The organism is Streptomyces sp. NPDC052114, from assembly GCF_040680155.1.
Taxonomy (GTDB): Bacteria; Actinomycetota; Actinomycetes; order Streptomycetales; family Streptomycetaceae; genus Streptomyces.
The window spans coordinates 38,097-63,503 of the sequence record NZ_JBFAWC010000011.1 but is presented as its reverse complement, the minus strand read 5'-3'; the positions used below and the strand labels follow the sequence as shown (position 1 = coordinate 63,503).

Sequence of the window (25,407 nt, the reverse complement as noted above, 5' to 3'; positions counted from 1 at the left end):
GGCCCTCGCCCCGAGGCGGGTCAGTACCGGTACTGCTGCTGCTCGTTGTAGCCCGAGCCGTCGTACCCTCCGGCGTGTCCACCGGCGTGCCCGTCGGCAGGTCCGCCCGCGTGCCCGCCCTGGTACGGATACGGCTGCTCCGGCGGGAGTTCACCGCCGTACGGCTCGTCGGTGGTGCGCTGCTGCGGCACCCAGACCCCGCCGGGCGGGGTGTCCTGGTAGGTCCCGCCGAGGTCGCCGCCGTAGGTGTCGCCGCCGTACGGGGCGTAGGACTGCTGGTCGCCGTAGGTGTCGTAGCTCTGCCGGGCGCCGTAGGTCTGCGTGCCGATGTACGGGTCGGAGTACGCGGCGTACTGCTGCTGACCGGTCTCGTCGTAGCCGTAGCCCTGCTGGTCGTAGCCGGTGTAGGCCGCGGCGTCGTAGCCGTAGGCGTCGTTCTGGTAGGTGTCGCCCTGGTAGGAGTCGCCCGCGGCCGGCGGCGCGTACGCCGAGTCGTTGTACACGCCGTACTGCCCGGTGTCGTCGGGCATCGGCTCCGGTTCGTAGACCCCGGGGTCGTGGGCGGGCGGCGGCGGTACCTGCTCGTACTCCAGGTCGGAGACCTGGAGCGTCGGCTCCTGCGCGGCGGCCTCCCGCGGCGCCCTCCTGCGGCGCTTGCTCAGGCCCGGCTGGCCGCCGAGCGCCCAGCCGGTGGAGAAGCCCTTGCGGAACGACAGCGTCACATACGTCTGGCCCGTGGCGAAGGCGATGGCGCCGACCCCGATGATCCACACCGACGGGATCAGCACGCCGAGGACGACGCCGAGGAAGCCCACGAAGGCCAGCACACGCCAGCGCAGCCGGGCCTTGTACTGCAGCAGCACCTCGCCGAGCAACCACAGCGCGACGAATCCGAACGCGATGTAGAGGACCGCCCAGCCCATGTACGCCCCTCTCCCCTACGGCCGCCGCCCGCGGGTAACGGGGTAGCGCCGGTCAGGCCTGCTGGTGCAGACCCAGATTTTCGTAGATTTCCAGCGTCGCCGTGGAGTTGTTGAGCGTGATGAAGTGCAGCCCCGGCACACCTTCGGCCAGCAGCCGCGCGCAGAACTCCGTCGCGAACTCGATGCCAATGGAGCGTACAGCGGCCGGATCATCTTTGACCGAGAGGATCCTCTCTTTCAGCGCGGCCGGGAATACGGCGTTGCTGAGCTGGGGCAGCCGGTCGAGCTGGCGGACGTTGGTGACCGGCATCATCTCGGGGATGATCGGCGTCTCGCAGCCGGCCGCCTCGACGCGGTCGCGCAGCCGCAGGTACTCCTCCGGGTCGAAGAACATCTGTGTGATCGCGTAGTCCGCGCCGGCCCGGCACTTGTCGATGAAGTGCCGGGTGTCGGAATCCCAGTCGGGCGAGCGCGGGTGCATCGCGGGGAAGGCCGCGACGCCCACGCAGAAGTCACCGGACTCCTTGATGAGTTCGACCAGTTCGGCGGCGTAGGTGAGGCCCTCGGGGTGGGCGATCCAGTCGCCCAGGGGGTCGCCGGGCGGGTCGCCGCGGACCGCGAGCATGTTCCTGATGCCCGCATCCGCGTACTGCCCGATGATGTTGCGCAGTTCGGCCACGGAGTGGTCGACCGCGGTCAGGTGCGCGACGGGCGTCAGCGTCGTGTCGGCGACGATCTGCTGGGTCTCCTTGACCGTGCCGGTGCGCGTGGAGCCGCCCGCCCCGTAGGTCACGGAGACGAAGTCCGGGGCCACCGCCTCGACCCGGCGCAGCGCGTTCCACAGATTCCGCTCACCCTTCGGGGTCTTCGGCGCGGAGAACTCGAACGAGTACGTCGTCTTGCCGGTCGCGAGCATGTCCCGCACGGTGCGCGCGCGGTCAGTCCTGGTGGAAGCTGTGCCAAGGGCCATACCCGCAGGTTAGCCAGGCCGGGGCGGTCGCCCAACCGGGCCTGGGAGATTTGGCCGGTTTGCCGGGTTGTTGTCCACGGATCGGACACTCACGGGCTGTTGATCAGACAGGCGTACGCCCCTCGCGATCACATGGGCGCACGCCCCGCGCATCCGCCCCGGTCAGCCGGTGGCACGCAGCCGCTTGGCGAACTCTGCCGCGGCGGCGCCCGGGTCGTCCGCCTCCGTGATCGCCCGCACGACGACCACCCGGCGCGCACCCGCTTCGAGCACCTCGTCCAGATTGCCCGCGTCGATGCCGCCGATGGCGAACCAGGGGCGGTCCGTGCCGAGCGAGGCGGTGTAGCGGACCAGGTCGAGGCCGGGGGCGTGGCGCCCCGGCTTGGTGGGCGTGGGCCAGCACGGCCCCGTGCAGAAGTAGTCCACGCCCTCCTGGACGGCGGCCGCGGCGGCCTCCGCCTCGGCGTGCGTGGAGCGGCCGACGAGCACGTCCGCGCCGAGAACGGCGCGGGCCGCGGGCACGGGCAGGTCCCCCTGGCCGAGATGCAGCACGTCGGCGCCGATGGCGTGCGCGACGTCCGCGCGGTCGTTCACCGCGAGGAGCTTGCCGTGCCGCCGGGCGGCGTCCGCGAAGACCTGGAGGTGCTCCAGCTCCTCGCCGGCCTCCATGCCCTTGTCGCGCAGCTGCACGATGTCGACGCCGCCCGCGAGGACGGCGTCGAGGAACTCCGGGAGGTCTCCCTGGCGCTTGCGGGCGTCCACACACAGGTAGAGCCGGGCGTCGGCGAGCTGAGCGCGGTGATCGGCGGCCATGGAGAGTCCCCCCGTTATTGGTGGGGCGGGGGCCGCGTGGCGTGCACGCGGCCCCCGCACCGGACGGTTCTTTTCGGTCAGGCGGCCTGCGCCTGCTCAGACGGCGAGCGCCTGGGCACGGCGCTTCACCTCCGTGCCGCGATTCTCGCTCAGGGCCTGCGCGGGGGTGCCGGGCAGGGTCGGATCGGGGGTGAAGAGCCACTCGAGCATCTCTTCGTCGTTGAAGCCGTCGTCCCTCAGGAGCGTCAGGGTGCCGACGAGGCCCTTGACGACCTTGTCGCCGTCGATGAAGGCCGCCGGCACCTGAAGCGCCCGGTTCTCACCACGGCGCACGGCGATCAGCTGGCCCTCCTTGACCAGCTGGCGCACACGCGTCACCTCGACGTCGAGCATTTCGGCGATGTCGGGGAGGTGGAGCCAGGCGGGGACGAGAGCATCAGTCTTTGCGTCAATCTCGGTCACATGGTCCAGCGTATCGCCGGTCGGGCACACGGGCCGGTGAGCCGGTGCCCGGCCGGGGGCCAGGGCCCGCGAAGGCCCGGCCCCGGAGGGCTCCGGGGCCGCCCGCGCGCACCACGACCTACGCGTACTCCGCCTTCTTCAGCGGCACCGACGGATCCTGGACCTTCTCCGGGTCGAGCCGGGACCCCGACTCGATGAGCTTGCGGCCCTGTGCCAGGTCCCGCGGGCGGCCCACCGCGAGGACCGCCACCAGGGCGCCGTCCCGCAGCCAGCACACCGACCAGGCCATGCCCGCCGGGTCGCCGCGCCACACCAGCCGGTCGGCGGCCGCGTGGTGCCCCGCGTACTGCACGAAGCGCCCGAACTGCTCCGACCAGAAGTACGGCACGGGGTCGTAGGCCGCCGGGGTCTCGCCGATGATGTTCGCCGCCAGCGTGCGCGGCCCCTGGACGGCGTTGTCCCAGTGGTGCACGAGCAGGCGCTCGCCGTACCGCGCGGAGGGGAAGGACGAGCAGTCGCCGACCGCGTACACGTCGGGCGCCGAGGCGCGCAGGTGGTCGTCGGCCACGACCTCCCCGTGCGCGCCGAGCGCGATGCCGGAGCCGGCCAGCCAGGCCGTCGCGGGCCGCGCCCCGATGCCGACGACGACGGCGCCGGCGGGCAGCCGGGTCCCGTCGGAGAGGACCACCGCGCCCGGTTCGACGTGCGCCACGCGCGCGTGGGTGCGCAGGGCGGCTCCGGAGTCCGCGTACCAGCCCGTCATCGGGGCCGCGACCTCCTCCGGCAGCGCCCCGGCCAGCGGCCGTGCCGCGGCCTCCACCACGGTGACGGAACAGCCCGCCTCGCGCGCGGCCGTGGCGAACTCCGCGCCGATCCAGCCCGCCCCGACCACCACGATGTCGTGCTGCTCGGCGAGGACCGGCCGCAGCCGCTCCGCGTCGTCCAGGGTGCGCAGGAGGTGCACCCCGGGGACGCCCTCGGTGCCGGGCAGCCGGATCGGCTCGGCGCCGGTCGCAAGGACCAGGGCGTCGTAGGCGACGGGGCCTTCGGCGGTGTCCAGCTCGTGGTCGGCGGGGCGCACGCCCGTGACCTCGCGGCCCAGGCTCAGCTCGATGCCGAGCGCCTCGAAGTCGATGTCGAAGGCGGAGCCCTCCGCCTTGCCGAGGAGGACCGCCTTGGACAGCGGCGGCCTGTCGTACGGCTGGTGCGGCTCCGCCCCGATGAGGGTGACCGCCCCGGTGAATCCCTGCTCGCGCAGGGCCACGGCGGTCTGCACACCGGCCATTCCGGCGCCGACGATCACGACGTGCCGCTCCGGGCGCTTCCGCTGCTGCTCGCTCTGCATCTGCTGCTCGCTCACCCGATCACTCTAGGACGGCGGACGGCGGCGGCTTCAGGGGCCGACGGGGAGATCTCTGACACACAGTCATGGTCCATACCCGGACAGCTCCCCTACTGCCGTGCGAAGCGACGGGCTAGGGTGGCCGGTGCAGAGCACTCGCGGGAGCCCGGACGCACCGGGCTGAGAGGGAGGCTGGGACGGCCTCCGACCGTACGAACCTGATCCGGGTCATGCCGGCGAAGGGAGGGGCTGGACGCCCATGCATTCACCTACGAGTACGCCCTCGCTCACCTCTGACGTCCTGGTCGTCGGGGGCGGTGTGATCGGCCTGGTCACGGCCTGGCGGGCCGCGCAGCGCGGCCTGTCCGTCGCGGTCGTGGACCCCGAGCCGGGCGGCGGCGCCGCCCAGGTCGCGGCGGGCATGCTGGCCGCCGTCACCGAACTGCACTACGGCGAGCAGACGCTGCTGGGCATCAACCTGGAGTCCGCCCGCCGCTATCCGGAGTTCGCCGCCGAGCTGGCCGAGGCGAGCGGGCGCGACCTCGGCTACCGCGCGTGCGGCACGCTCGCGGTCGCGCTCGACTCCGACGACCGCGCCCATCTGCGCGAACTGCACACCCTGCAACGCCAGTCGGGACTGGAGTCGGAGTGGCTCAGCGGCCGCGAGTGCCGGCGCCTGGAGCCGATGCTGGCGCCGGGGGTGCGGGGCGGTCTTCGGGTCGACGGCGACCACCAGATCGACCCGCGCAGGCTCTCTGCGGCGCTTCTGGTGGCCTGTGAGCGGGCGGGGGTGGTCCTCCACCGCGCCTGGGCCGAGCGCCTTCGTGTCGTACGCGACCGGGCGCTCGGTGTCGTCCTCGGGGACGGCACCGAGCTGACCGCACCGTCGACGGTGCTCGCGGCGGGCAGCCTCAGCGGGCGCCTCGCGGGCGTGCCCGACGACGTCCTGCCGCCCGTGCGCCCCGTGAAGGGGCAGGTGCTGCGGCTGACGGTGCCGAAGCCGTACGCGCCGTTCCTGAGCCGTACCGTGCGCGCGGTCGTGCGGGGCAGCCACGTCTACCTCGTGCCGCGCGAGAACGGCGAGCTCGTCGTCGGCGCGACCAGCGAGGAGCTCGGCTGGGACACCACGGTCACCGCGGGCGGCGTCTACGAGCTCCTGCGGGACGCCCACGAGCTCGTCCCCGGCATCACGGAACTGCCGCTGACCGAGACCCGCGCGGGTCTGCGCCCCGGCTCCCCCGACAACGCGCCGATGCTGGGCCCCTCAAGGCTCGACGGGCTCCACCTGGCCACCGGCCACTACCGCAACGGCATCCTCCTGACGCCCCTGACCGGCGACGTCATGGCGCACGCGCTGACCACCGGTGAACTGCCCGACGAGGCGCTCCCGTTCACCCCGTGCCGCTTCGCCGCCTCTTCCCCCGTGTCTTCCCTGTCCTCCCTGCCGCCCGTCTCCCCCACGCCCGTCACGCAGTCCCTCACGGAGCAGCCCGTATGAGCACGCCTTTCGCCGTTTCCGTCAATGGAGAGGTACGCGATGTGACCTCGGGCACCACGCTCGAAGCCCTCGTGGCCACCCTCACCTCCGCGCACTCCGGTGTCGCCGCCGCCCTCAACGAAACCGTCGTCCCGCGCGCGCAGTGGCCCACCACCGCGCTCGCCGACGGCGACCGCGTCGAGGTCCTCACCGCCGTCCAGGGAGGCTGAACCGGCATGGCAGACGACTCCCTCGTCCTCGGCGGGCTCACCCTCTCCTCACGTCTGATCATGGGCACCGGCGGAGCGCCCAGCCTCGACGTCCTTGAGCGGTCCCTCGTCGCGTCCGGCACGGAGCTGACCACGGTCGCGATGCGCCGCCTCGACCCGGCCGTGCAGGGCTCCGTGCTCTCCGTCCTGGACCGGCTCGGCATCCGTGTGCTGCCCAACACCGCGGGCTGCTTCACGGCGGGCGAGGCCGTCCTCACCGCCCGCCTGGCACGCGAGGCGCTCGGCACGGACCTGGTGAAGCTGGAGGTGATCGCCGACGAGCGCACCCTGCTGCCCGACCCGGTCGAGCTCCTGGACGCCGCCGAGGCCTTGGTCGACGACGGCTTCACCGTCCTTCCGTACACGAACGACGACCCGGTGCTCGCGCGGAAGCTGGAGGACGTGGGGTGCGCGGCGATCATGCCGCTCGGCTCCCCCATCGGCTCCGGGCTCGGCATCCGCAACCCGCACAACTTCCAGCTGATCGTGGAGCACGCGCGCGTGCCCGTGATCCTCGACGCGGGCGCGGGCACCGCGTCCGACGCGGTGCTCGCGATGGAGCTGGGGTGCGCGGGCGTGATGCTCGCCTCCGCGGTGACGCGGGCGCAGGAGCCGGTCCTGATGGCGGAGGCCATGCGGCACGGGGTGGAGGCGGGGCGCCTCGCGTACCGCGCCGGGCGGATCCCGCGGCGGCACTTCGCGGAGGCGTCCTCGCCCGGGGAGGGCCTGGCACGGCTGGACCCGGAGCGGCCCGCGTTCTGAGCGCCGGGCCGCCGGTGGCCGCCGGTGGCCGGCGGCGGCCACCGGCGTCCACGGCCCTGTTACAGCTCGGCTGCATTCCCGCTGTGAATACGCCCGTACGGGATGGGGTGTCGGTGTCTGCTCGTAGACTCCCCTCCGTGGACACGACCCTTCAGGACCCGCTCGTCGGGCAGCTGCTCGACAGCCGTTACCGCATCGACGGACGCGTCGCGGTCGGCGGGATGGCCACGGTCTACCGGGCCGTGGACACCCGCCTCGACCGCGTACTCGCCCTGAAGGTGATGCACCCGACGCTCGCGGCGGACGCCTCCTTCGTGGACCGCTTCATCCGCGAGGCCAAGTCGGTGGCCCGCCTCTCGCATCCGAACGTGGTCGGGGTCTTCGACCAGGGCACGGACGGGTCGTACGTCTATCTGGCGATGGAGTACATCGCGGGCTGCACCCTGCGGGACGTGCTGCGCGAGCGGGGCGCCCTGCAGCCGAGGGCCGCGCTCGACATCCTGGAGCCGGTCCTCGCCGCGCTCGGCGCCGCGCACCGCGCCGGGTTCGTGCACCGCGACATGAAGCCCGAGAACGTCCTCATAGGGGACGACGGCCGGGTGAAGGTCGCCGACTTCGGTCTGGTCCGCGCCGTGGACACCGTCACGAACACGACGGGCACCGTCCTCGGCACGGTCTCCTACCTCGCCCCCGAGCAGATCGAGCACGGCACGGCGGACACCCGCGTGGACGTGTACGCCTGCGGGGTCGTGCTCTACGAAATGCTGACCGGCGCCAAGCCGCACTCCGGGGACTCCCCGGCCCAGGTCCTCTACCAGCACCTCAACGAGGACGTGCCGCCCCCGTCGGCGGCCGTCCCGGGGCTCGCCTTCGAGCTCGACGAGCTGGTCGCCTCCGCCACCGCGCGCACCCCCGACGTCCGTCCCTTCGACGCGGTGGCGCTCCTCGCGCAGGCCAGGCAGGCGCGGGCCGCCCTGACCGAGGAGCAGCTCGACGCGGTGCCGCCGCAGGCGCACGCCACGGCGCACGACAACGCCGAGGACCGCACGAGCGTGATCCCGCGCGCGGTGCGCTCCGTCCAGCTGGAGCTGCCCGCCGAGGACGGCCGGAGCGGTCGGGCCGGGCAGAGCGGCCAGGACGCGCTCAACCGCACCAGCATCCTCGCTCCCCCGCCGCCGGCACCGCCCGGACCGCCCGGCGGGTCCAGGGCCGCCCGCCGCCGCTTCGACCCGCGCCGCCGCACGGTCGCGCTGATAGCCGCCGTCCTGCTCGTGCTCGGCGTCGGCACCGGCGTCTGGTACATCAACTCCGGCCAGTTCACGGAGGTCCCGCCGCTCCTGGCGAAGACCGAGGCGCAGGCGAAGAAGCGGCTCGACGAGGCCGGGCTCGACGTCAAGGACATCAGGCACAAGTACAGCGACACGGACAAGCGCGGCACGGTCATGGACAGCGACCCCGCCGCGGGCGACCGCATCCGGCACAACGGCAAGGTGACGCTGACCGTCTCGCTGGGCCCGGAGACCGTGAAGGTCCCGGACCTGAAGAACATCCCGCTGGCCACGGCGAAGAAGGAGCTGAAGGGCTCCGGGCTCGAACCGGGCATGGTCACCAAGTCGTTCAGCGAGGACGTCAAGAAGGGCTCCGTGATCAGCACGGACCCGCGGGCCGGCTTCACCCGCAAGGCGGGCTCGGCCGTCGCCCTGGTCGTCAGCAAGGGCAGGCAGGTCGAGGTCCCGGACGTGACCGGCGAGTCCGAGGAGGACGCCACCGCCGAGCTGGAGGACGCCGGACTCAAGGTCGACGTCGCCCCCGAGCGGGTCTACTCCGACGAGGACGAGGGCGCCGTCGTCAAGCAGGACCCCGTGGGCGACGAGATCGCCGCCGAGGGCGACACGGTGACGCTGACCATCTCCAAGGGCCAGCCGATGATCGAGGTCCCGGACGTGGTCGGCATGAACGTCGACGACGCCACGGCCGAGCTGGAGAAGGCCGGCTTCGAGGTCGACGAGAACCGCGGCCTGCTCGGGATCTTCGGCGACAAGGTGAAGAGCCAGTCGGTGGAGGGCGGCGACAAGGCCCGCAAGGGGTCGACGATCTCCATCGAGATCCGCTGACGGGGCGGGCGCGGGGCCGCCGCGCCAGCGGACGCCGGACCGCCGGAGGGACGCTCACGCGCGCGTGCCACCCTTGAGCGCGTGAGCAGCGATACGTCCCCCAGCACAGCCCTCGGGACGCCGTCCGGCGCGGCGTCCCGCAACCCCGTCGGCGGCCATGTCCCCGTGGCCGGCGGACTCGCCTCCGTCGGCCTCTCGTACGCCCGTGAGCTCGGCGCCGAGACCGTCCAGGTCTTCGTCGCCAACCCGCGCGGCTGGGCGACCCCGCCGGGCAATCCGAAGCAGGACGAGGAGTTCCGCGCGGCCTGCGCGGCCGAGCGGATCCCCGCGTACGTCCACGCGCCCTACCTCATCAACTTCGGCTCGCACACCGAGGCGACCGTCGAGAAGTCCGTGGAGTCCCTGCGCCACTCGCTGCGCAGGGGCCGCGAGATCGGCGCGCTCGGCGTCGTCGTGCACACCGGCTCGGCGACCGGCGGCCGGGACCGCGCGGTGGCCCTGAAGCAGGTGCGGGACCGCATGCTGCCGCTGCTGGACGAGCTGACGCACGACGACGACCCGTTCCTGCTCCTGGAGTCGACCGCCGGCCAGGGCTCCTCGCTCTGCTCCCGCACCTGGGACTTCGGGCCGTACTTCGAGGCGCTCGACGCCCACCCCAAGCTCGGCGTCTGCCTGGACACCTGCCACATCTTCGCGGCGGGGCACGACCTGACGGGCCCGAGCGGCATGGCACAGACCCTGGACCACCTCGTGGAGACGGTCGGCGAGGGCCGCCTGAAGCTGGTGCACGCCAATGACTCCAAGGACGTGGTCGGCGCGCACAAGGACCGCCACGAGAACATCGGCACCGGTCACATCGGCGAGGAGCCCTTCCGCGCGCTGATGGCCCACCCCGCGACCGACGGCGTGCCGCTGATCATCGAGACGCCGGGCGGCAAGGAGGGCCACGCCGCCGACGTGGCGCGCCTGAAGGAGCTCAGGAGTCGCTGACCGCTCTTCGAAGATCCCTTGAGGAATACCCCTGGGGGGTATACGGTTCCTGTCAGACGGCAGGAACCGCTATCCGACGTTGGGGGAACCTCATGCAGCACGACACGCACGCCGAGCACCACGAACACCATGGGCATCACGAGGGCCACGGGAACCATGAGAGTCACGGGAACCACGAGGGCCATGGGCACCACGGTCGGCATGAGGGTCACGCCCACCACGGCACCGGCAAGGTCAGCTGGCGGATGGCGGCGCAGGCCACGCTGCACTGCCTCACCGGGTGCGCCATCGGCGAGGTGCTCGGCATGGTCATCGGCACCGCGCTCGGCTGGGGGAACATGCCGACGATGATCCTCGCGATCATCCTGGCCTTCGCCTTCGGCTACGCCCTGACGCTGCGCGGCATCCTCAAGGCCGGCGTCGACTTCAAGACGGCGTTCCGCGTCGCGCTCGCCGCCGACACCCTCTCCATCGCCGTGATGGAGCTGATCGACAACGGCGTGATCGCGCTGTGGCCCGGCGCCATGGACGCGCACCTGGCGGACGCGATGTTCTGGTGGGTCCTCGCCATCGCCCTGGCCGCCGCGTTCGTGATCACCACACCGGTGAACAAGTGGATGATCGGCCGCGGCAAGGGCCACGCGGTGGTGCACCAGTACCACCACTGACCGGCGAGAACCGCCGGCCGGCCGGACAGCGGCACGCAGGACTAGAGCTCGGGGCCGTCCCCGGGCTCTTCCTGGTAGGAGTAGCGCTGCTCGCGCCAGGGGTCGCCGACGTTGTGATAGCCGCGCTCCTCCCAGAAGCCGCGGCGGTCGGCGGTCATGTACTCGACGCCGCGGACCCACTTGGGCCCCTTCCAGGCGTACAGATGGGGCACCACGAGGCGGAGCGGGAAACCGTGCTCCGCCGTGAGCAGTTCGCCGCCCTTGTGGGTGGCGAAGATCGCGCGGTCGGAGGCGAAGTCCGCCATCCGCAGGTTCGAGCTGAAGCCGTACTCGGCCCAGACCATCACATGGGTGGCGTTCGGCGCGGGCGGGGCGATCTCCAGGAGCGTACGGGCCGGGACCCCGCCCCACTCGGCGCCCAGCATGCTGAACTTCGTGACGCAGTGCAGATCGGCCACCACCGTGTCGTACGGCAGGGCGGAGAACTCCTCGTGCGTCCAGCAGTGCTTCTCGCCGTCGGCGGTGGCGCCGAAGACCCTGAACTCCCAGCGCTCGGGCCGGAACTTCGGCACCGGGCCGTAGTGCGTGACCGGCCAGCCCCGCTGCAGCCGCTGCCCCGGCGGAAGCTCCGGCTCCGCTGCCTGTCGAGATGCGCGTTCCGCCGGCTGACCCATGACTCCATCCTGACAGACCCGGGACGGTGGACGTGACCAGGCGAACCCCGGGGAGCATGGATCGGGGCAACTCCTACTAAGCGTGCACTTACTGGACGGCTTCCGAAGGCCGGTGCAAGGATGCGCGCTACCTGCCCAGTTACCCGTGCGGAAGGAGCCTCTGCGATGCAGGGCGACCCCGAGGTCATCGAATTTCTCAACGAGCAGCTGACCGCCGAACTCACGGCGATCAACCAGTACTTTCTCCACGCCAAGATGCAGGAAAACTTCGGCTGGACGAAGCTCGCGAAGTACACCCGGTCCGAGTCGATCGACGAGATGAAGCACGCGGAGGTGCTGACCGACCGGATCCTGTTCCTCGACGGCCTGCCCAACTACCAGCGGCTCTTCCATGTCCGCGTGGGCCAGTCGGTCACCGAGATGTTCCAGGCCGACCGACAGGTCGAGGTGGAGGCGATCGACCGCCTCAAGCGCGGGATCGAGGTGATGCGCGCCAAGGGCGACATCACGTCCGCCAACATCTTCGAGTCGATCCTCGAGGACGAGGAGCACCACATCGACTATCTCGACACCCAGCTGGAACTGGTCGAGAAGCTGGGCGAGCCGCTCTACATCGCGCAGCTCATCGAGCAGCCGGAGGGCTGAGCGGCCCTCGGGGAGAGCTCCCCGCGGGGCTAGGCGGCCTCGGGAAGCTCGGCCTCGGGAGCCAGCGCCACGGCGGGCTCACCCTGGTCGACGAGCTCACGGCGGGGGCACGCGCCCCGGCCGAGCAGTGCCTGGATGCGGCGTACGCACGAACCGCAGTCCGTGCCCGCCTTGCAGGCCGACGCTATCTGGCGGGGGGTGCAGGCCCCGTCCGCCGCGTGCTTCTTCACCTGCGCCTCGGTGACCCCGAAGCAGTTGCAGACGTACACGCGGTTCACCTCCCGGACAGGACTTATCGGTGGCGCCGTCCCGATTGATCGGTGAGGCTAACCTAACCTTACCCGCGACGTCGGGCGCGCAAAAGCCCCGGATACGCCGGTGGGGCGCGGATCACACGGATCCGCGCCCCACGCGTGTCTACGGGCGAGAACTACTGGTCGCGGTACATCTCCGCGACCAGGAACGCCAGGTCGAGCGACTGGCTGCGGTTGAGCCGCGGGTCGCAGGCCGTCTCGTAGCGCTGGTGCAGGTCGTCGACGAAGATCTCGTCGCCGCCGCCCACGCACTCGGTGACGTCGTCACCGGTGAGCTCGACGTGGATGCCGCCCGGGTGGGTGCCCAGCGCCTTGTGGACCTCGAAGAAGCCCTTGACCTCGTCGAGCACGTCGTCGAAGCGGCGGGTCTTGTGGCCGGAGGCCGCCTCGTAGGTGTTGCCGTGCATCGGGTCGGTGATCCAGGCGACGGTCGCGCCGGACGCGGTGACCTTCTCGACCAGCTCGGGCAGCTTGTCGCGGACCTTGTCGGCGCCCATGCGGACGATGAAGGTCAGCCGGCCGGGCTCGCGGTCGGGGTCGAGACGCTCGACGTACTGGAGCGCCTCCTCGGCCGTCGTGGTCGGGCCGAGCTTGACGCCGATCGGGTTGCGCACCTGGGAGGCGAACTCGATGTGCGCGTGGTCCAGCTGGCGGGTCCGCTCGCCGACCCAGAGCATGTGGCCCGAGGTGTCGTAGAGACGGCCGGTGCGGGAGTCGGTGCGGGTCAGCGCCGTCTCGTAGTCGAGGAGCAGCGCCTCGTGCGAGGCGTAGAACTCGACGGTCTTGAACTCCTCGGGGTCCGTGCCGCAGGCCCGCATGAAGTTGAGCGCGTTGTCGATCTCGCGCGCCAGCTGCTCGTACCGCTGGCCGGAGGGGGAGGACTTCACGAAGTCCTGGTTCCAGGCGTGCACCTGGCGCAGGTCCGCGTAGCCGCCCGTGGTGAAGGCGCGCACGAGGTTGAGCGTGGAGGCGGAGGCGTTGTACATCCGCTTCAGGCGCTCGGGGTCCGGGACGCGGGCGGCCTCGGTGAAGTCGAAGCCGTTGACGGAGTCGCCCCGGTACGTCGGGAGCGTGACGCCGTCGCGGGTCTCGGTGGGCTTGGAACGGGGCTTGGAGTACTGCCCCGCGATGCGGCCCACCTTCACGACGGGCACGGACGCCGCGTACGTGAGGACGGCACCCATCTGGAGCAGGGTCTTCAGCTTGTTCCGGATGTGGTCGGCCGACACGGCGTCGAAGGCCTCGGCACAGTCGCCGCCCTGGAGCAGGAACGCCTCTCCCTTGGCGACAGAGGCCAGTCGGGCGCGCAGCTGGTCGCACTCGCCCGCGAAGACGAGCGGCGGATACGACTCGAGGTCCGCGATCACATCGCGCAGAGCCTCGGCATCGGGGTACTCGGGCTGCTGCGCCGCGGGCAGGTTTCGCCAGGTGTTGCCACCACTCGTGGTGGTCTTAGCGTTCACGGTCACCCGGTCAACCCTAAGGGGTCGGGCGTGCCTCTCCGTCCCCCGCTCACCAAGTGAGACGGAGCAGACACGGTGGAGTGACCGGTTCCTGTCGCCCCTGGGCCGCGCCGGGTGCCGCGCGGGCCGTCCGGTGGTGCCCCGGCATCGGGTAGGGTGCGGCACATGCTCGCGCAGACGTCGTTCCCGACGACGACCCAGAACTGGTGGTGGCCCGCTCATCCGGCGGCCCACTGACTCTGCGCGCACCACAGACTCGCGAAGGCCGCCCGAGGGGCGGCCTTCAGTGTTTTCCGGACTTTCCCGGAAGCCGGGCCGTTCCTCTCCGAGTGAGAAGGAACAGAACCGATGGAGCTGACCGGTCTCCTTTCCGACGACCGTCCGTTCGCCCTGCTGCGCCGCCGCACCCCGGGCCGCGACCACGACACGGTCGAGATCCTCATCGGCCCGACGGCCACGTACGAACGGCTCGCCGACATCCCCGAGGGCCTCGCCCTCGTGCCCTTCCGGCAGATCAGGGAGCGCGGCTTCGACGTCCGCGACGACGGCACGCCGCTGACCGTCCTCATCCCCGAGGAGACCCACGAACTCCCGCTCGCCGAGGCCCTGTCGGCGCTGCCCGCGCACGACGTACGGGTCGAGGGCGGGGCCTTCGACGTCGACGACGCGGCGTACGCGGACATCGTGGAGCGGGTCCTGCGCGAGGAGATCGGGCGGGGCGAGGGCGCCAACTTCGTCATCCGCCGCACCTACGAGGGCGGGATCCCCGGCTTCGGCAGGGCGGACGCGCTCGCGCTCTTCCGGCGGCTGCTGGTGGGCGAGCGGGGCGCGTACTGGACGTACGTCGTGCACACCGGCGAGCGGACGCTCGTCGGCGCGAGCCCCGAGGTGCACGTGCGGATGTCCGGCGGGACCGTCGTCATGAACCCGATCAGCGGCACCTACCGCTACCCGGCCGGGGGTCCCACGGCCGACGACCTGCTGGCCTTCCTCGCCGACGGCAAGGAGATCGAGGAGCTGTCGATGGTCGTCGACGAGGAGCTCAAGATGATGTGCACGGTCGGCGACATGGGCGGCGTGGTGATCGGGCCGCGCCTGAAGGAGATGGCCCATCTCGCACACACCGAGTACGAGCTGCGGGGGAAGTCGTCGCTGGACGTGCGCGAGGTCCTCAAGGAGACGATGTTCGCGGCGACCGTCACCGGGTCGCCGGTGCAGAACGCCTGCCGCGTCATCGAACGCCATGAAGCCGGCGGCCGCGGCTACTACGCGGGCGCCCTGGCCCTCATCGGCAGGGACGCGGGCGGCGCGCAGACCCTGGACTCCCCCATCCTGATCCGCACCGCCGACATCTCCGCGACCGGCCGGCTGCGGGTGCCGGTGGGCGCCACGCTGGTGCGCGGCTCCGACCCGGCGGGCGAGGTCGCCGAGACGCACGCGAAGGCGGCCGGGGTGCTGGCCGCGCTGGGCGTGCGGCCGGGGCGCCCGCGTGCGGAGGGCGCGCGGGCCGCCCTCGCCGACGACCCGCGGGTGCGGGCGGCGCTGGACGGCCGGCGCGCGGGCCTCGCGCCGTTCTGGCTGCGGATGCAGGAGCCCACGCGGGAGCTGACCGGGCACGCGCTCGTGGTGGACGGCGAGGACACGTTCACCGCGATGCTCGCGCACGTCCTGCGCTCGTCCGGCCTCCGGGTCTCCGTGCGGCGCTACGACGAGGAGGGGCTGCGGGAGGCGGTGCTCGCGCACGAGGGGCCCGTCGTGCTCGGGCCCGGCCCCGGCGACCCGTCCGACCTCGACGACCCGAAGATGCGGTTCCTGCGCTCGCTGGCGGCGGAGGTGATCCGGGGGCACCGGCACGGTGTGCTCGGCGTGTGCCTGGGCCATGAGCTGATCGCGGCCGAGCTCGGCCTGGAGATCGTACGGAAGGAAGTGCCCCACCAGGGCGCGCAGACGCGGATCGACCTGTTCGGGCGGGCCGAGACGGTCGGGTTCTACAACAGCTTCGTGGCGCGCTGCGACGACGAGGCCGCGTCGGAGCTGGCCGCGCACGACGTCGAGGTCAGCAGGGAGGCGGCGAGCGGCGAGGTGCACGCGGTGCGCGGGCCGTCCTTCGCGGGCGTGCAGTTCCACCCGGAGTCGGTGCTGACGCTGCGCGGGGCCGCGGTCGTGCGCGAACTGGTCGGTCAGCTGCTCGCCACGGCGGGGACGAGGACGTTCTCGGAGCGGCGGCCCGCCTGATAGTCCAGGACGTTCTGCACCGTGGCGTCGATGATCTGTCCGACGGCGTCCACGGTGTAGTACGCCTGGTGGGAGGTGACCACGACGTTCGGGAACGTCACCAGGCGGGCCAGGGTGTCGTCCTCGACGACCTCCAGGGACTTGTCGAGGAAGAAGAGTCCCGCCTCCGCCTCGTACACGTCGAGGCCGACGCCCGTGAAGCGCCCGGCGCGCAGCTCGGCGACCAGCGCCTCGGTGTCGATCAGGCCGCCGCGGCTGGAGTTCACCAGGATCGCGTCGTCCTTCATGGTGCGCAGCGCGGCGGCGTCGATGAGGTGCTGGGTGGCGGGGAGCAGCGGGACGTGCAGGCTGATCAGGTCGGCCTCGGCGAAGAGCCGGTCCTTCTCGACGTACGTCATGCCGAGCTCGGCGCAGGCGGGGTTCTCGGCGACGTCCCAGCCCAGCAGGCGCATCCCGAAGCCGTGGGCGATCCGGGTGAAGGCCTCGCCGATCTTCCCGGTGCCGAGCACGCCGACCGTGCGGCCCCGCAGGTCGCGGCCCATGAGGCCGTCGAGGCGGAAGTCGAAGTCACGGGTGCGGTTGCTGGCGCGGACGATGCGGCGGTTGACGGCCATCGCGAGGGTCCAGGCGAACTCGGCCACGGAGTAGGGCGAGTAGTACGAGACGCGGGCGACGGTCAGGCCGAGGCGCTCGGCGACCTGCAGGTCGATGTTGTTGAAGCCGGTGGAGCGCTGGGCGATCAGCTGGGTGCCGCCGGCGGCGAGGGTCTGCAGGACGCGGTTGTCGAGGGTCGCGTTGACGCTGGAGGAGATGATCTCGTAGCCCGCGGCGATGGGAGCGGTGTCCTCGTTCAGGAAGACGTCGAGGCAGCGGACGTCGTGGTGGCCCTTGAAGGCCTTCTCGATCAGCGGCTTCTCGTCGGACTGCACGCCGAAGGCGAGGATCTCCACGATTTCTCCCGTATATCGCGCGATTGGCCTGATAACGCGAGGTTGGCCCGGTAGGGCCGAATATACGGGGAGTGGCGGTGCCCCGCCGGGCGGGGCACCGCGGGCCGGTCAGCCGAAGAAGACCCCCACCTCCTGGTACAGCGCGGGGTCCACCGTCTTCAGACGGGCCGTCGCCTCCGAGATCGGCACGCGGACGACGTCCGTGCCGCGCAGCGCGACCATCTTGCCGAAGTCGCCGTCCTTGACGGCCTCGATCGCGTGCAGCCCGAAGCGGGTGGCGAGCCAGCGGTCGAAGGCGCTGGGGGTGCCGCCGCGCTGGACGTGCCCGAGGACCGTGGTGCGCGCCTCCTTGCCGGTGCGCCCCTCGATCTCCTTGGCCAGCCACTCGCCGACGCCGGAGAGCCGCACGTGCCCGAAGGAGTCCTGCGTGCCGTCCTTGAGGACCATGTCGCCGTCCTTGGGCATCGCGCCTTCGGCGACGACGACGATGGGGGCGTACGACGCCTTGAAGCGGGAGGTCACCCAGGCGCAGACCTGGTCGAGGTCGAAGCGCTGCTCGGGGATGAGGATGACGTTCGCGCCGCCGGCGAGGCCGGAGTGCAGGGCGATCCAGCCCGCGTGGCGGCCCATGACCTCCACGACGAGGACGCGCATGTGGGACTCGGCGGTGGTGTGCAGGCGGTCGATCGCCTCGGTGGCGATGCCGACGGCCGTGTCGAAGCCGAAGGTGTAGTCGGTGGCCGAGAGGTCGTTGTCGATGGTCTTGGGGACGCCGACGACCGGGATGCCGTACTCGTCGGTGAGGCGCGCGGCGACGCCGAGCGTGTCCTCCCCGCCGATGGCGATCAGGGCGTCGACCTCGTTCTTGGCGAGCTGCTCCTTGATGCGCCGCACGCCGTTCTCCGCCTTGAACGGATTGGTGCGCGAGGAGCCGAGGATGGTGCCGCCGCGCGGCAGGATGCCACGGACGGCGGGGATGTCGAGCTGGACGGTGTCGCCCTCCAGTGGACCGCGCCAGCCGTCCCGGAAGCCGACGAAGTCGTAGCCGTACTCCTGCACGCCCTTGCGGACGACGCCCCGGATGACGGCGTTGAGCCCGGGGCAGTCGCCGCCTCCGGTCAGTACTCCGACCCGCATGGAAATGTCCCTTCGCCTCAGTGACCTGATGCGAGTCACGCTAATGGTGGGACAGGTCACTCCGGGACGGGGCGAACAGTCAATTCCCGTTCCGTACAAGGGAGTTGATCAAGCGGTCTTCACTCTTACGAGGGGTACGCGTCACCGGCTCACGCGCCCTGAGGCACGCGCGGGCTCACGCGTCGTCGAGCCCCCGCTCTATCGCGTACCGCACGAGCTCCACCCTGTTGTGCAGCTGGAGCTTGCCCAGGGTGTTCTGCACGTGGTTCTGCACGGTGCGGTGCGAGATGACCAGGCGCTCGGCGATCTGCTTGTAGCTCAGGCCCTTGGCGACCAGGCGCAGGACCTCCGTCTCGCGCTCGGTGAGCTGCGGGGCCTTCGGGTCGTCCGGGGTGCCCGCGGCGGGCTCCGTGGCCAGCCTGCGGTACTCGCCGAGGACCAGGCCCGCGAGGCCCGGCGTGAAGACGGCGTCGCCGACGGCCGTGCGGCGCACCGCGTCGATCAGCTCCTCGGTGGACGCGGACTTCAGGAGATAGCCGGTGGCTCCGGACTTGACCGCCTCCAGGACGTCGGCGTGCTCGCCGCTCGCGGAGAGGACCAGGACGCGCAGGGCCGGGTTGGCGCCGACGAGTTCCTTGCAGACCTGGACGCCCGGCTTCAGCGGGAGGTTCAGGTCGAGGACCAGGACGTCGGGGGCGGCGGCCTGCGCGCGGCGGACCGCCTGCTCGCCGTCGCCCGCCGTGGCGACCACGTCGAGGCCCGCCTCCGCGAGGTCGCGGGCGACCGCGTCGCGCCACATGGGGTGGTCGTCCACGACCATGACCTTGATCGCGCCGGTGGCCGCCCCGCCGGCCGCCTCCCCCGCGGCGCCCGCCGTGGCCTGTTCCTGCTGCTGCTCGCTCATCGTGCCTTTCCCGCCTTCCCCCGTGCGTCCCGCGCCGGTTCGCGCGGGACCTTCAATTCCACTTCCGTGCCCTGGCCCGGCACCGAGATCAGCTCGGCCGTGCCCCCGATGTCCCGCAGCCGCCCCCGGATCGACAGGGCGACCCCGAGCCGCCCCTCCCCCTCGGCCTCCGCGAGCCGCCCCTCGGGGATGCCAGGACCGTCGTCCCGCACCGTCACGATCACCGCGTCCGGCTCGTCCTCGACGAGGATCCAGGCGCGGGCGTCCGCTCCGACGTGCCTGCGGACATTGTCCAGGGCTGCACTGACGGCGGCGGCCAGTTCCTTCGCCGCCGCCGGCGCGAGGAGCACCGGCGCCCCCGGCTCGGAGAGCGTCACCCGCGACCCGACGTGCGGGGCCAGGAGCGTGCGCAGGTCGCAGGGCGCCGCGTCACCCGCCAGGGGGTCGTCGTCCGGCACCTCGACGGCACGCACGACGGCGCCCTGCGAGGCGTCCTCCGACGCGTACGAGGTACGCACCAGGCCCCCGGCGACCAGGGTGCGCAGCGCGACCTCCTGCTCGCCCGCGAGCCGGCCGAGCTCCGCGGCCTCGCCGCCGATGGCCGTGCCGCGCCGCTGCACCATGGCGAGGACCTGGAGGACGCTGTCGTGGATGTCTCGGGCGAGCCGCTCGCGCTCGCGGGTCGCGGCCTCGATCTCCAGGGCGCGGGCGAGGGTGCGCTCGGAGGCTCGGGCCACCTCCACGACGTAGCCGATGGCGATGGAGGCGATGCAGACCAGCAGGACGTTGTGCAGGGTGTCGCGGCTGAAGGCGCCGCGCTGCACCACGTTGGCGACGCCCACGAGCAGCGACGCGAAGGCCGCCCACCGCCAGCCGCCCTTGATCGCGTACGCGAGGACGGCGCCGGCCGTCCAGATGGAGGGCAGGGTCGGGCCGCCGTCGACGATCCGCTGGTGCGAGTCGGCGAGCGGGGTGAGCAGGATGCCGACGATCGCGATGGTCAGGTCGGCGACCAGGAAGCGCCGGGTGCAGCTCGCCGCGTTCGCGACGCGGGGCAGGGTGGCCAGGGTCCAGGGCGCGAGCACCGCGTAGTAGGTGATGGCCACCCAGGGGCGGTCGAGCTGGTCGTGCGCCGCGACGAAGAGCCCGATCGCGTACAGCATCGTCAGGACGCGGTAGGCGGTGAGCGCACGCCACAGCGGCTGCTCGACCGACATCCTCATGACTCTCTCGCGCTTGGCCATGTCCCCCACCCCTGAACGGACGCGGCTAGGAGCCGGGCCGTTCCCCGTCCCCCACCTTGTCCATGCCCTTGTCGTCCTTGTCGCCCGCCTTCTCGCCCGCCTTCTCGGCGGCCTTCTCCTCGGCCTTGGCCGCCTTCGCCGCCTCGCTGATCTGCCGCTTGGCCGCCGTCGCGTAGATGTCGACGTACTCCTGGCCGGAGAGCTTCATGATCTCGTACATGACCTCGTCGGTCAGCGCGCGCAGCACGAAGCGGTCCTGCTCCATCCCCTGGTAGCGCGTGAAGTCGAGGGGCTTGCCGATGCGGATGCCGGGGCGCATCAGCTTCGGCACCACCTTGCCGGGCGGCTGGATCTTCTCGGTGTCGATCATCGCGACGGGCAGCACGGGGGCGCCGGTGGCAAGCGCCACGCGCGCGAGGCCGCCGGGCTTGCCGCGGTACAGGCGACCGTCGGGCGAGCGCGTGCCCTCGGGGTAGATGCCGAAGAGCTCGCCGCGCTCCAGGACCTCGATGCCGCTCTTGATGGCCGCCTCGCCCGCACCGCGCGCGCCGGAGCGGTCCACGGGGAGCTGGCCGACGCCCTTGAAGAAGGCGGCGGTGAGCTTGCCCTTCACGCCCGGCGAGGTGAAGTACTCCGCCTTCGCGATGAAGGTGACCTTGCGGTCGAGGACCGCGGGGAGGAAGAAGGAGTCCGAGAACGAGAGGTGATTGCTCGCCAGAATCGCGGGGCCTTCGGCGGGGACGTTCTCAAGGCCCTCCACCCAGGGCCTGAAGCCGAGCTTCAGCGGCCCTCCGATGGCAACCTTCATTGCGCCGTAGATCAAACCGAGTGCCTCCTGTGTCTGTGGATCAGACCATAACCCGGGGTGCCGCCAATGGGCCCGACGACCCTGGTCGGTGTCAGTCCGGTCGCGTACGGTGAAGTACTCCTCGCAACTCTCCTGATCCCTTGATCCCCCGCCACGTCCCAGACCCCCTCATCCGGGATCTCTGCGACACCTCTCACGAAGGAGACCGAAGGTGCCGGTCCTGCCCGGAGCCGAGCCGTACCGCCACGAAGGCGGCGAGGTCGGCGTCCTCCTCTGCCACGGCTTCACCGGATCCCCGCAGTCGATGCGCCCCTGGGCCGAGTACCTGGCGGAGCGCGGCCTGACCGTGGCCCTGCCGCTCCTGCCCGGCCACGGCACGCGCTGGGAGGACATGGCGATCACCAGTTGGCAGGACTGGTACGCCGAGGTGGAGCGCGAGCTGCGCGGTCTCCTGGAGCGGTGCGCGAAGGTCTTCGTCTTCGGCCTGTCGATGGGCGGCACGCTGACGCTGCGTCTCGCGGCGAAGCACGGCGACGCGATCAGCGGCATGGTCGTGGTCAACCCGGGCAACAAGCTGCACGGCCTCGCGCCGTACGCGCTGCCGGTCCTGCGCCACTTCGTGCGCACGACGAAGGGTGTCGCCGACGACATCGCCAAGGAGGGCTCGCACGAGCTGGGGTACGACCGCATCCCGCTCCACTCGGCGTACAACCTGCGCAATCTCTACCGCGTGGTCGACGCCGAGCTGCCCCAGGTGACGCAGCCGCTGGTCGTCCTGCACAGCCCGCGGGACCACGTGGTCTCGCCCGCCGACTCGGCCCGGATCCTCAGCCGCGTCTCCTCCACGGACGTCGAGGAGATCCTGCTGGAACAGAGTTACCACGTCGCGACGTTGGACCACGACGCGGACCGGATCTTCGAGGAGAGCTACGCGTTCATCGGCCGGCTCGCCCCCAGCGTCGGCAAGGAAGGGACGGCCACCGGTGGCTGAGCACGAGGCGGACCGCGAGGAGAGCCGCGAGCCGGACGAGCGCCCCGAGGAGAGAGCGCCGGGCGACGGCGTGCCCCTGGACGAGGAGGCCGCCTGGCAGGCGATCGTCGCGGGGTACGGCGAGGAGCCCGCGGACCCGCCGGGCGCCAAGCCCTTCAAGTCGGTCGAGGACCTGGCGCTCCTGGAGCCCGAGACGAACGGCCCTGCGCAGGACGGCCCCGTCAAGGACGGGTCGGGCAAGGACGGCGCGGACAAGGACGGCGGCACCGGCAAGCCGCTCGGCAGCTCGGTGTCCTTCGCGCCGGGCGTCGGCGGCCCGCGCGACTACAGCGCGCCGGAGCCCTCCGAGGACGACTTCGACGCGGACGACGAGGGGCACTTCGTGCCGCCGGAGCCGCCGCCGCTGCCCGACGCCGACGTGACGTCCAAGTTCGCCTGGCTCGCCGTGCTGGGCGGCCCGCTGCTCATCCTGCTGGCCGTGCTGTTCGGCTGGCAGATGACGTGGTGGCTGACGACGCTCGGCATCGGCGGCTTCCTGGGCGGCTTCGCCACGCTGGTGATGCGGATGAGCAACGGCGACGACGAGGACGAGGACGACCCGGGGCGCGGCGCGGTCGTCTGACCCCCGCAGGCGCCCCCGCAGGCCCCCGCAGGGCCCGTCCGGACACGCTCCGGGCGGGCCCTTCGGCGTCCCTGCCTCCGGCGTCGTACGCGCCCTTCGGGGACCCGGCCCCCGCCACGTACGCGCCCTTCGGCGTCCCGGACCACCCCGTACGAAGGCTTCGGCGACCGCGATGGAACCCGATCCCGCCCACCGGCGAAGGAGAGGTGAACCATCCGCACAGCCCAAGCCTTCGAGGCGTTCAGACGAACGAAAGGAGCCCCGATGACCGTCGATCCGGGCGTCCCCCTTCGCACGGGGCAGCATCCGCAGAGCGACGCCTGGTCCATCGAGCGGTCCCGGGAAGAGCCCGAGCAGTTCGCCGCCCTCTTCGACCGGCACGCCGACGCCGTCCATCGGTACGCGGCCCGCCGGCTCGGTCCCGAGGCGGCGGAGGACCTGATGGCGGACACCTTCACCACCGCCTTCAAGGAGCGCCACCGCTACGACCTGGCGCGGGCCGACGCCCGCCCCTGGCTGTTCGGCATCGCCACCAACCTCATCGGACGGCACCGCAGGGCGGAGGCCCGCCGCTTCAAGGCGCTGGCCAAGGTGCCCGCCCCGGTGTCGCACGACGAGCCGGTCGCCGACCGCGCGGTCGCCCGCGCGGGGGCCGAGGGGATACGGAGCGATCTGGCGGCGGCCCTTGCGGGGCTCTCCGCCCGCCACCGCGACGTGGTCCTCCTGGTGGCGTGGGCCGACCTCAACTACGAGGAGGCGGCCCAGGCGCTGGGGGTGCCCGTCGGCACCGTCAGATCCCGGCTGCACCGGGCCCGCAGCACGTTGCGCGAAGCACTGGGCGGATCCGATCCGACCGCTTTCCAGGAGGCACACGCCCATGAATGAGCTCGATGAACTGCGCGGCTGGGACGCCGGGGCTCCCCCGCTGGACGACGACACGCGCCACCGCGCGCGGGTCCGGCTGTTCGCCGCCATGAACGAGGAGGGTCCGGCGGTACGTCCCGTGCGGCGCCGCCCGGTGCTGCGCATCGCCCTCGCAGGACTGGTGGCGGCCGCGGTGGCCGCGACCGTCGTGGTCACCGTCGACGGCGCGAAGGGCGGGCAGCAGGCCGGGCCCGGCAGCTCCCCGAACGTGGCGGGCGTCGCCGCGGCGAAGGTGCTCCACGGCGCGGCCGCCTGGGAGCGCGAGCACGAGAAGCGGACCGTGGTGCCCCGCGACGACGAGTTCATCTACTCCAAGCGGGTCATCAGGGAGACGGAGCAGAAGACCGGCGAGGTCAAGACCTACACCGACGAGATGTGGGACTCGGTGGACGGCTCCCAGCGCTCCCTGAGCATGGAGCTCGGCAAGATCATGTGGGAGGGGCCCCTGGGCAAGGGCGAGGGGGTGTGGCCGCCCCGCAGGTGGGAGGAGCTGAAGAAGCTGCCCACCGACCCCGCGAAGCTCGTCCCGGTCATCGTCTCCATGGGCACCTCCGACAAGCCGGTCAGCGCGTTCACCAAGGACGAACGGTGGCAGGCCTACTTCCTGCTCGGCGAGCTCCTGAAGGCGCCGGTACTGCCCGAAGGGCTGCGCGCCGCGGCCTACGAAGGGCTGGCGCTCGTGCCCGGCGTCAAGACGGTCGAAGGGGTCGAGGACTCCGCCGGGCGCACCGGTGTGGGGATCGCCTACCCCGACGAGTTCAAGGGCAGGTACCTCATCTTCGACGCGAAGTCCCATGAGTTCCTGGGCTTCCGCGCCGAGCGGATCTCGCGCGACGGGAAGAAGAAGTACACCCAGCTGTCGCACACGGTCGAGTGGGGACTCGTCGACAAGGTGAGGCAGCGCCCGTAGGTCTCACCGGGCGCTCGCCCCGCAGGCCCTATCGGGAGGGGGGAACCCTGAGGGCGGCCAGGACCGGAAGGTGGTCCGTGGCCGCCCTCAGGTCCGTCTCCGTGATGCCCGGGTGCCCCACCGGGACGCCACAGCCCAGGACTTCGATCCCGCGCGAGGCGAAGATCGCGTCGATGCGCTGGCGCGGGTCGTCGGCCTCCGAGGAGTACTCGCCGCCCCAGGGCCTGACCGCCCAGCAGTCCTGGAGCGCGCCCGCGAGCCGCTTGAACGTGCGGCCGTTCGGCCGTTCGTTGAGGTCGCCGCCCGCGACCGTGTGCTCCACGCCCATGCCCGCGAGCCGGTCGAGCAGCATGCCGCCCTGGTCGTGGCGCTCGTCGGTCTGGAGCGAGAGATGACAGCTCAGGACGCCGAGGCGCGCGCGCCCGAACCGTACGACCGCCGTGGCGAAACCACGGCGGTGCAGCCCCGGGGTCAGCGGCAGCAGCACGTCCTCGGTGCGCTCGACCGTGGCGCGCAGGGAGCAGAGCAGCGCGGGCCCGGCCGCGGTGCCGCCGCCGGAGAGGATCACGAGGTCGGCGGCGCGCGCGAGGCGGGCCAGCTTCTTGCGCCAGCGGAAGAACCGCGGCGCCTCCTGGATGAGGACCAGGTCGGGGTCGCACGCGGCGATGACCCGGGCGAGCGCGTCGGTGTCGTCGCGCATCGAGCGGATGTTGTAGCTGAGCACCCGGACGACGGCCGAACCGTCGGGCTCGGTGCGGGAGTTGGGAAGCGCGTCGCTGGCCATGGCGATCAAGAT

27 protein-coding genes and 1 riboswitch are annotated in these 25,407 nt (G+C 71.9%); of the genes, 13 read left to right on the top strand and 14 right to left on the bottom strand.

Translation table 11 applies throughout. The features are described 5' to 3' along the window. Positions 1-20 precede the first annotated feature (20 nt). The 5 genes from AB0L89_RS24380 to AB0L89_RS24360 all read right to left on the bottom strand — a co-directional run bounded on the left by AB0L89_RS24380 (position 21) and on the right by AB0L89_RS24360 (position 4,513). On the bottom strand, positions 21-923 hold the full coding sequence (locus tag AB0L89_RS24380) for a hypothetical protein (protein WP_365144456.1): 903 nt from the start codon (positions 921-923) through the stop codon (positions 21-23). Between the two features lie 52 nt (positions 924-975). Continuing rightward, positions 976-1,893: a methylenetetrahydrofolate reductase [NAD(P)H] gene (metF, locus tag AB0L89_RS24375; RefSeq protein WP_362340600.1), complete on the bottom strand. Its 918-nt coding sequence runs from the start codon at positions 1,891-1,893 to the stop codon at positions 976-978. 162 nt (positions 1,894-2,055) lie between these two features. Then, positions 2,056-2,706 (bottom strand): thiamine phosphate synthase, encoded by a 651-nt coding sequence (gene thiE, locus AB0L89_RS24370; RefSeq protein ID WP_365144452.1) that lies wholly within the window; start codon positions 2,704-2,706, stop codon positions 2,056-2,058. A gap of 96 nt (positions 2,707-2,802) precedes the next feature. Continuing rightward, positions 2,803-3,168 (bottom strand): Rv2175c family DNA-binding protein, encoded by a 366-nt coding sequence (locus AB0L89_RS24365; RefSeq protein WP_365144449.1) that lies wholly within the window; start codon positions 3,166-3,168, stop codon positions 2,803-2,805. A 118-nt stretch (positions 3,169-3,286) separates the two neighbouring features. Beyond that, on the bottom strand, positions 3,287-4,513 hold the full coding sequence (locus AB0L89_RS24360) for an FAD-dependent oxidoreductase (protein ID WP_365145179.1): 1,227 nt from the start codon (positions 4,511-4,513) through the stop codon (positions 3,287-3,289). A gap of 145 nt (positions 4,514-4,658) precedes the next feature. Beyond that, a riboswitch (TPP riboswitch) is annotated at positions 4,659-4,772 on the top strand. Here AB0L89_RS24360 and thiO point away from each other — a divergent pair. The 6 genes from thiO (at position 4,770) to AB0L89_RS24330 (ending at position 10,790) form a co-directional block, all read left to right on the top strand. Next, on the top strand, positions 4,770-6,008 hold the full coding sequence (gene thiO / locus AB0L89_RS24355; RefSeq protein ID WP_365144446.1) for a glycine oxidase ThiO: 1,239 nt from the start codon (positions 4,770-4,772) through the stop codon (positions 6,006-6,008). (Overlaps the previous riboswitch by 3 nt.) After that, positions 6,005-6,217 carry a sulfur carrier protein ThiS gene (thiS, locus tag AB0L89_RS24350; protein WP_055700693.1) on the top strand — a complete coding sequence of 71 codons (213 nt, stop codon included), beginning with the start codon at positions 6,005-6,007 and terminating at the stop codon, positions 6,215-6,217. Before thiO ends, thiS begins: the two co-directional genes overlap by 4 nt. A gap of 6 nt (positions 6,218-6,223) precedes the next feature. Continuing rightward, positions 6,224-7,018 carry a thiazole synthase gene (locus tag AB0L89_RS24345; protein ID WP_365144442.1) on the top strand — a complete coding sequence of 265 codons (795 nt, stop codon included), beginning with the start codon at positions 6,224-6,226 and terminating at the stop codon, positions 7,016-7,018. A gap of 137 nt (positions 7,019-7,155) precedes the next feature. Then, positions 7,156-9,132, top strand: a complete 1,977-nt coding sequence (gene pknB / locus AB0L89_RS24340) for a Stk1 family PASTA domain-containing Ser/Thr kinase (RefSeq protein ID WP_365144439.1) — start codon at positions 7,156-7,158, stop codon at positions 9,130-9,132. A gap of 81 nt (positions 9,133-9,213) precedes the next feature. Next, complete coding sequence (locus AB0L89_RS24335) at positions 9,214-10,122, top strand: deoxyribonuclease IV (RefSeq protein ID WP_365144436.1); 909 nt, start codon at positions 9,214-9,216, stop codon at positions 10,120-10,122. Between the two features lie 92 nt (positions 10,123-10,214). Beyond that, positions 10,215-10,790, top strand: a complete 576-nt coding sequence (locus tag AB0L89_RS24330) for a DUF4396 domain-containing protein (RefSeq protein WP_365144433.1) — start codon at positions 10,215-10,217, stop codon at positions 10,788-10,790. Between the two features lie 41 nt (positions 10,791-10,831). Here the strand turns inward: AB0L89_RS24330 and AB0L89_RS24325 are convergent, their stop codons facing one another. Next, positions 10,832-11,464, bottom strand: a complete 633-nt coding sequence (locus AB0L89_RS24325; protein ID WP_365144430.1) for a sulfite oxidase-like oxidoreductase — start codon at positions 11,462-11,464, stop codon at positions 10,832-10,834. A 165-nt stretch (positions 11,465-11,629) separates the two neighbouring features. On the opposite strand from AB0L89_RS24325, the gene bfr reads away from it, so the two are divergent. Beyond that, complete coding sequence (gene bfr / locus AB0L89_RS24320) at positions 11,630-12,109, top strand: bacterioferritin (RefSeq protein ID WP_055700687.1); 480 nt, start codon at positions 11,630-11,632, stop codon at positions 12,107-12,109. 29 nt (positions 12,110-12,138) lie between these two features. Here the strand turns inward: bfr and AB0L89_RS24315 are convergent, their stop codons facing one another. Then, positions 12,139-12,387, bottom strand: coding sequence for a bacterioferritin-associated ferredoxin (locus tag AB0L89_RS24315; RefSeq protein WP_055700686.1), 249 nt, complete (start codon positions 12,385-12,387; stop codon positions 12,139-12,141). Between the two features lie 152 nt (positions 12,388-12,539). Then, positions 12,540-13,892 carry a class II 3-deoxy-7-phosphoheptulonate synthase gene (locus AB0L89_RS24310; protein ID WP_365144425.1) on the bottom strand — a complete coding sequence of 451 codons (1,353 nt, stop codon included), beginning with the start codon at positions 13,890-13,892 and terminating at the stop codon, positions 12,540-12,542. Between the two features lie 159 nt (positions 13,893-14,051). Between AB0L89_RS24310 and AB0L89_RS24305 the strand changes: the two genes are divergently transcribed. Together AB0L89_RS24305 and AB0L89_RS24300 are read left to right on the top strand one after the other, a co-directional pair. Beyond that, positions 14,052-14,123, top strand: coding sequence for a trp operon leader peptide (locus AB0L89_RS24305; protein ID WP_365145176.1), 72 nt, complete (start codon positions 14,052-14,054; stop codon positions 14,121-14,123). Between the two features lie 111 nt (positions 14,124-14,234). Further along, positions 14,235-16,121 (top strand): anthranilate synthase family protein, encoded by a 1,887-nt coding sequence (locus AB0L89_RS24300; protein ID WP_365144422.1) that lies wholly within the window; start codon positions 14,235-14,237, stop codon positions 16,119-16,121. On the opposite strand, the gene AB0L89_RS24295 is transcribed toward AB0L89_RS24300, so the two are convergent. The 5 genes from AB0L89_RS24295 to AB0L89_RS24275 form a co-directional block, all read right to left on the bottom strand. Further along, positions 16,067-17,071: a 2-hydroxyacid dehydrogenase gene (locus tag AB0L89_RS24295; protein ID WP_365144419.1), complete on the bottom strand. Its 1,005-nt coding sequence runs from the start codon at positions 17,069-17,071 to the stop codon at positions 16,067-16,069. The genes AB0L89_RS24300 and AB0L89_RS24295 overlap by 55 nt on opposite strands. Before the next feature lie 108 nt (positions 17,072-17,179). Further along, on the bottom strand, positions 17,180-18,208 hold the full coding sequence (locus tag AB0L89_RS24290) for a 6-phosphofructokinase (protein ID WP_365144416.1): 1,029 nt from the start codon (positions 18,206-18,208) through the stop codon (positions 17,180-17,182). Between the two features lie 175 nt (positions 18,209-18,383). Further along, positions 18,384-19,028 carry a response regulator transcription factor gene (locus AB0L89_RS24285; RefSeq protein WP_365145173.1) on the bottom strand — a complete coding sequence of 215 codons (645 nt, stop codon included), beginning with the start codon at positions 19,026-19,028 and terminating at the stop codon, positions 18,384-18,386. Positions 19,029-19,108: 80 nt separating this feature from the next. Further along, the gene (locus AB0L89_RS24280) at positions 19,109-20,356 is read right to left on the bottom strand and encodes a DUF5931 domain-containing protein (protein ID WP_365144413.1); all 1,248 of its coding nucleotides are present in this window, start codon (positions 20,354-20,356) and stop codon (positions 19,109-19,111) included. Positions 20,357-20,381: 25 nt separating this feature from the next. After that, positions 20,382-21,176 (bottom strand): lysophospholipid acyltransferase family protein, encoded by a 795-nt coding sequence (locus AB0L89_RS24275; protein WP_365145170.1) that lies wholly within the window; start codon positions 21,174-21,176, stop codon positions 20,382-20,384. A 199-nt stretch (positions 21,177-21,375) separates the two neighbouring features. Here AB0L89_RS24275 and AB0L89_RS24270 point away from each other — a divergent pair, with 199 nt between their 5' ends. The 4 genes from AB0L89_RS24270 (at position 21,376) to AB0L89_RS24255 (ending at position 24,611) form a co-directional block, all read left to right on the top strand. Further along, on the top strand, positions 21,376-22,155 hold the full coding sequence (locus AB0L89_RS24270) for an alpha/beta fold hydrolase (RefSeq protein WP_365144410.1): 780 nt from the start codon (positions 21,376-21,378) through the stop codon (positions 22,153-22,155). After that, entirely contained in the window at positions 22,148-22,777 is a 630-nt protein-coding gene (locus AB0L89_RS24265) for a hypothetical protein (protein WP_365144407.1), read from the top strand. The genes AB0L89_RS24270 and AB0L89_RS24265 overlap by 8 nt, the downstream gene beginning before the upstream one ends. A 264-nt stretch (positions 22,778-23,041) precedes the next feature. Then, the gene (locus tag AB0L89_RS24260) at positions 23,042-23,662 is read left to right on the top strand and encodes an RNA polymerase sigma factor (protein WP_365144404.1); all 621 of its coding nucleotides are present in this window, start codon (positions 23,042-23,044) and stop codon (positions 23,660-23,662) included. After that, the gene (locus AB0L89_RS24255) at positions 23,655-24,611 is read left to right on the top strand and encodes a CU044_5270 family protein (RefSeq protein WP_365144401.1); all 957 of its coding nucleotides are present in this window, start codon (positions 23,655-23,657) and stop codon (positions 24,609-24,611) included. The genes AB0L89_RS24260 and AB0L89_RS24255 overlap by 8 nt, the downstream gene beginning before the upstream one ends. Positions 24,612-24,639: 28 nt before the next feature. On the opposite strand, the gene AB0L89_RS24250 is transcribed toward AB0L89_RS24255, so the two are convergent. After that, positions 24,640-25,395, bottom strand: a complete 756-nt coding sequence (locus AB0L89_RS24250) for an endonuclease/exonuclease/phosphatase family protein (RefSeq protein WP_365144398.1) — start codon at positions 25,393-25,395, stop codon at positions 24,640-24,642. Between the last annotated feature and the right edge of the window lie 12 nt (positions 25,396-25,407).

Excerpts from the sequence above, each read along its gene's own strand:
- AB0L89_RS24380 (WP_365144456.1), bottom strand. The coding sequence starts at position 923 with ATGGGCTGGGCGGTCCTCTACATCGCGTTCGGATTCGTCGCGCTGTGG.
- metF (WP_362340600.1), bottom strand. The coding sequence starts at position 1,893 with ATGGCCCTTGGCACAGCTTCCACCAGGACTGACCGCGCGCGCACCGTG.
- thiE (WP_365144452.1), bottom strand. The coding sequence starts at position 2,706 with ATGGCCGCCGATCACCGCGCTCAGCTCGCCGACGCCCGGCTCTACCTG.
- AB0L89_RS24360 (WP_365145179.1), bottom strand. The coding sequence starts at position 4,513 with ATGCAGAGCGAGCAGCAGCGGAAGCGCCCGGAGCGGCACGTCGTGATC.
- thiO (WP_365144446.1), top strand. The coding sequence starts at position 4,770 with ATGCATTCACCTACGAGTACGCCCTCGCTCACCTCTGACGTCCTGGTC.
- thiS (WP_055700693.1), top strand. The coding sequence starts at position 6,005 with ATGAGCACGCCTTTCGCCGTTTCCGTCAATGGAGAGGTACGCGATGTG.
- AB0L89_RS24345 (WP_365144442.1), top strand. The coding sequence starts at position 6,224 with ATGGCAGACGACTCCCTCGTCCTCGGCGGGCTCACCCTCTCCTCACGT.
- AB0L89_RS24330 (WP_365144433.1), top strand. The coding sequence starts at position 10,215 with ATGCAGCACGACACGCACGCCGAGCACCACGAACACCATGGGCATCAC.
- AB0L89_RS24325 (WP_365144430.1), bottom strand. The coding sequence starts at position 11,464 with ATGGGTCAGCCGGCGGAACGCGCATCTCGACAGGCAGCGGAGCCGGAG.
- bfr (WP_055700687.1), top strand. The coding sequence starts at position 11,630 with ATGCAGGGCGACCCCGAGGTCATCGAATTTCTCAACGAGCAGCTGACC.
- AB0L89_RS24300 (WP_365144422.1), top strand. The coding sequence starts at position 14,235 with ATGGAGCTGACCGGTCTCCTTTCCGACGACCGTCCGTTCGCCCTGCTG.
- AB0L89_RS24290 (WP_365144416.1), bottom strand. The coding sequence starts at position 18,208 with ATGCGGGTCGGAGTACTGACCGGAGGCGGCGACTGCCCCGGGCTCAAC.
- AB0L89_RS24285 (WP_365145173.1), bottom strand. The coding sequence starts at position 19,028 with ATGGTCGTGGACGACCACCCCATGTGGCGCGACGCGGTCGCCCGCGAC.
- AB0L89_RS24280 (WP_365144413.1), bottom strand. The coding sequence starts at position 20,356 with ATGGCCAAGCGCGAGAGAGTCATGAGGATGTCGGTCGAGCAGCCGCTG.
- AB0L89_RS24260 (WP_365144404.1), top strand. The coding sequence starts at position 23,042 with ATGACCGTCGATCCGGGCGTCCCCCTTCGCACGGGGCAGCATCCGCAG.
- AB0L89_RS24255 (WP_365144401.1), top strand. The coding sequence starts at position 23,655 with ATGAATGAGCTCGATGAACTGCGCGGCTGGGACGCCGGGGCTCCCCCG.
- AB0L89_RS24250 (WP_365144398.1), bottom strand. The coding sequence starts at position 25,395 with ATGGCCAGCGACGCGCTTCCCAACTCCCGCACCGAGCCCGACGGTTCG.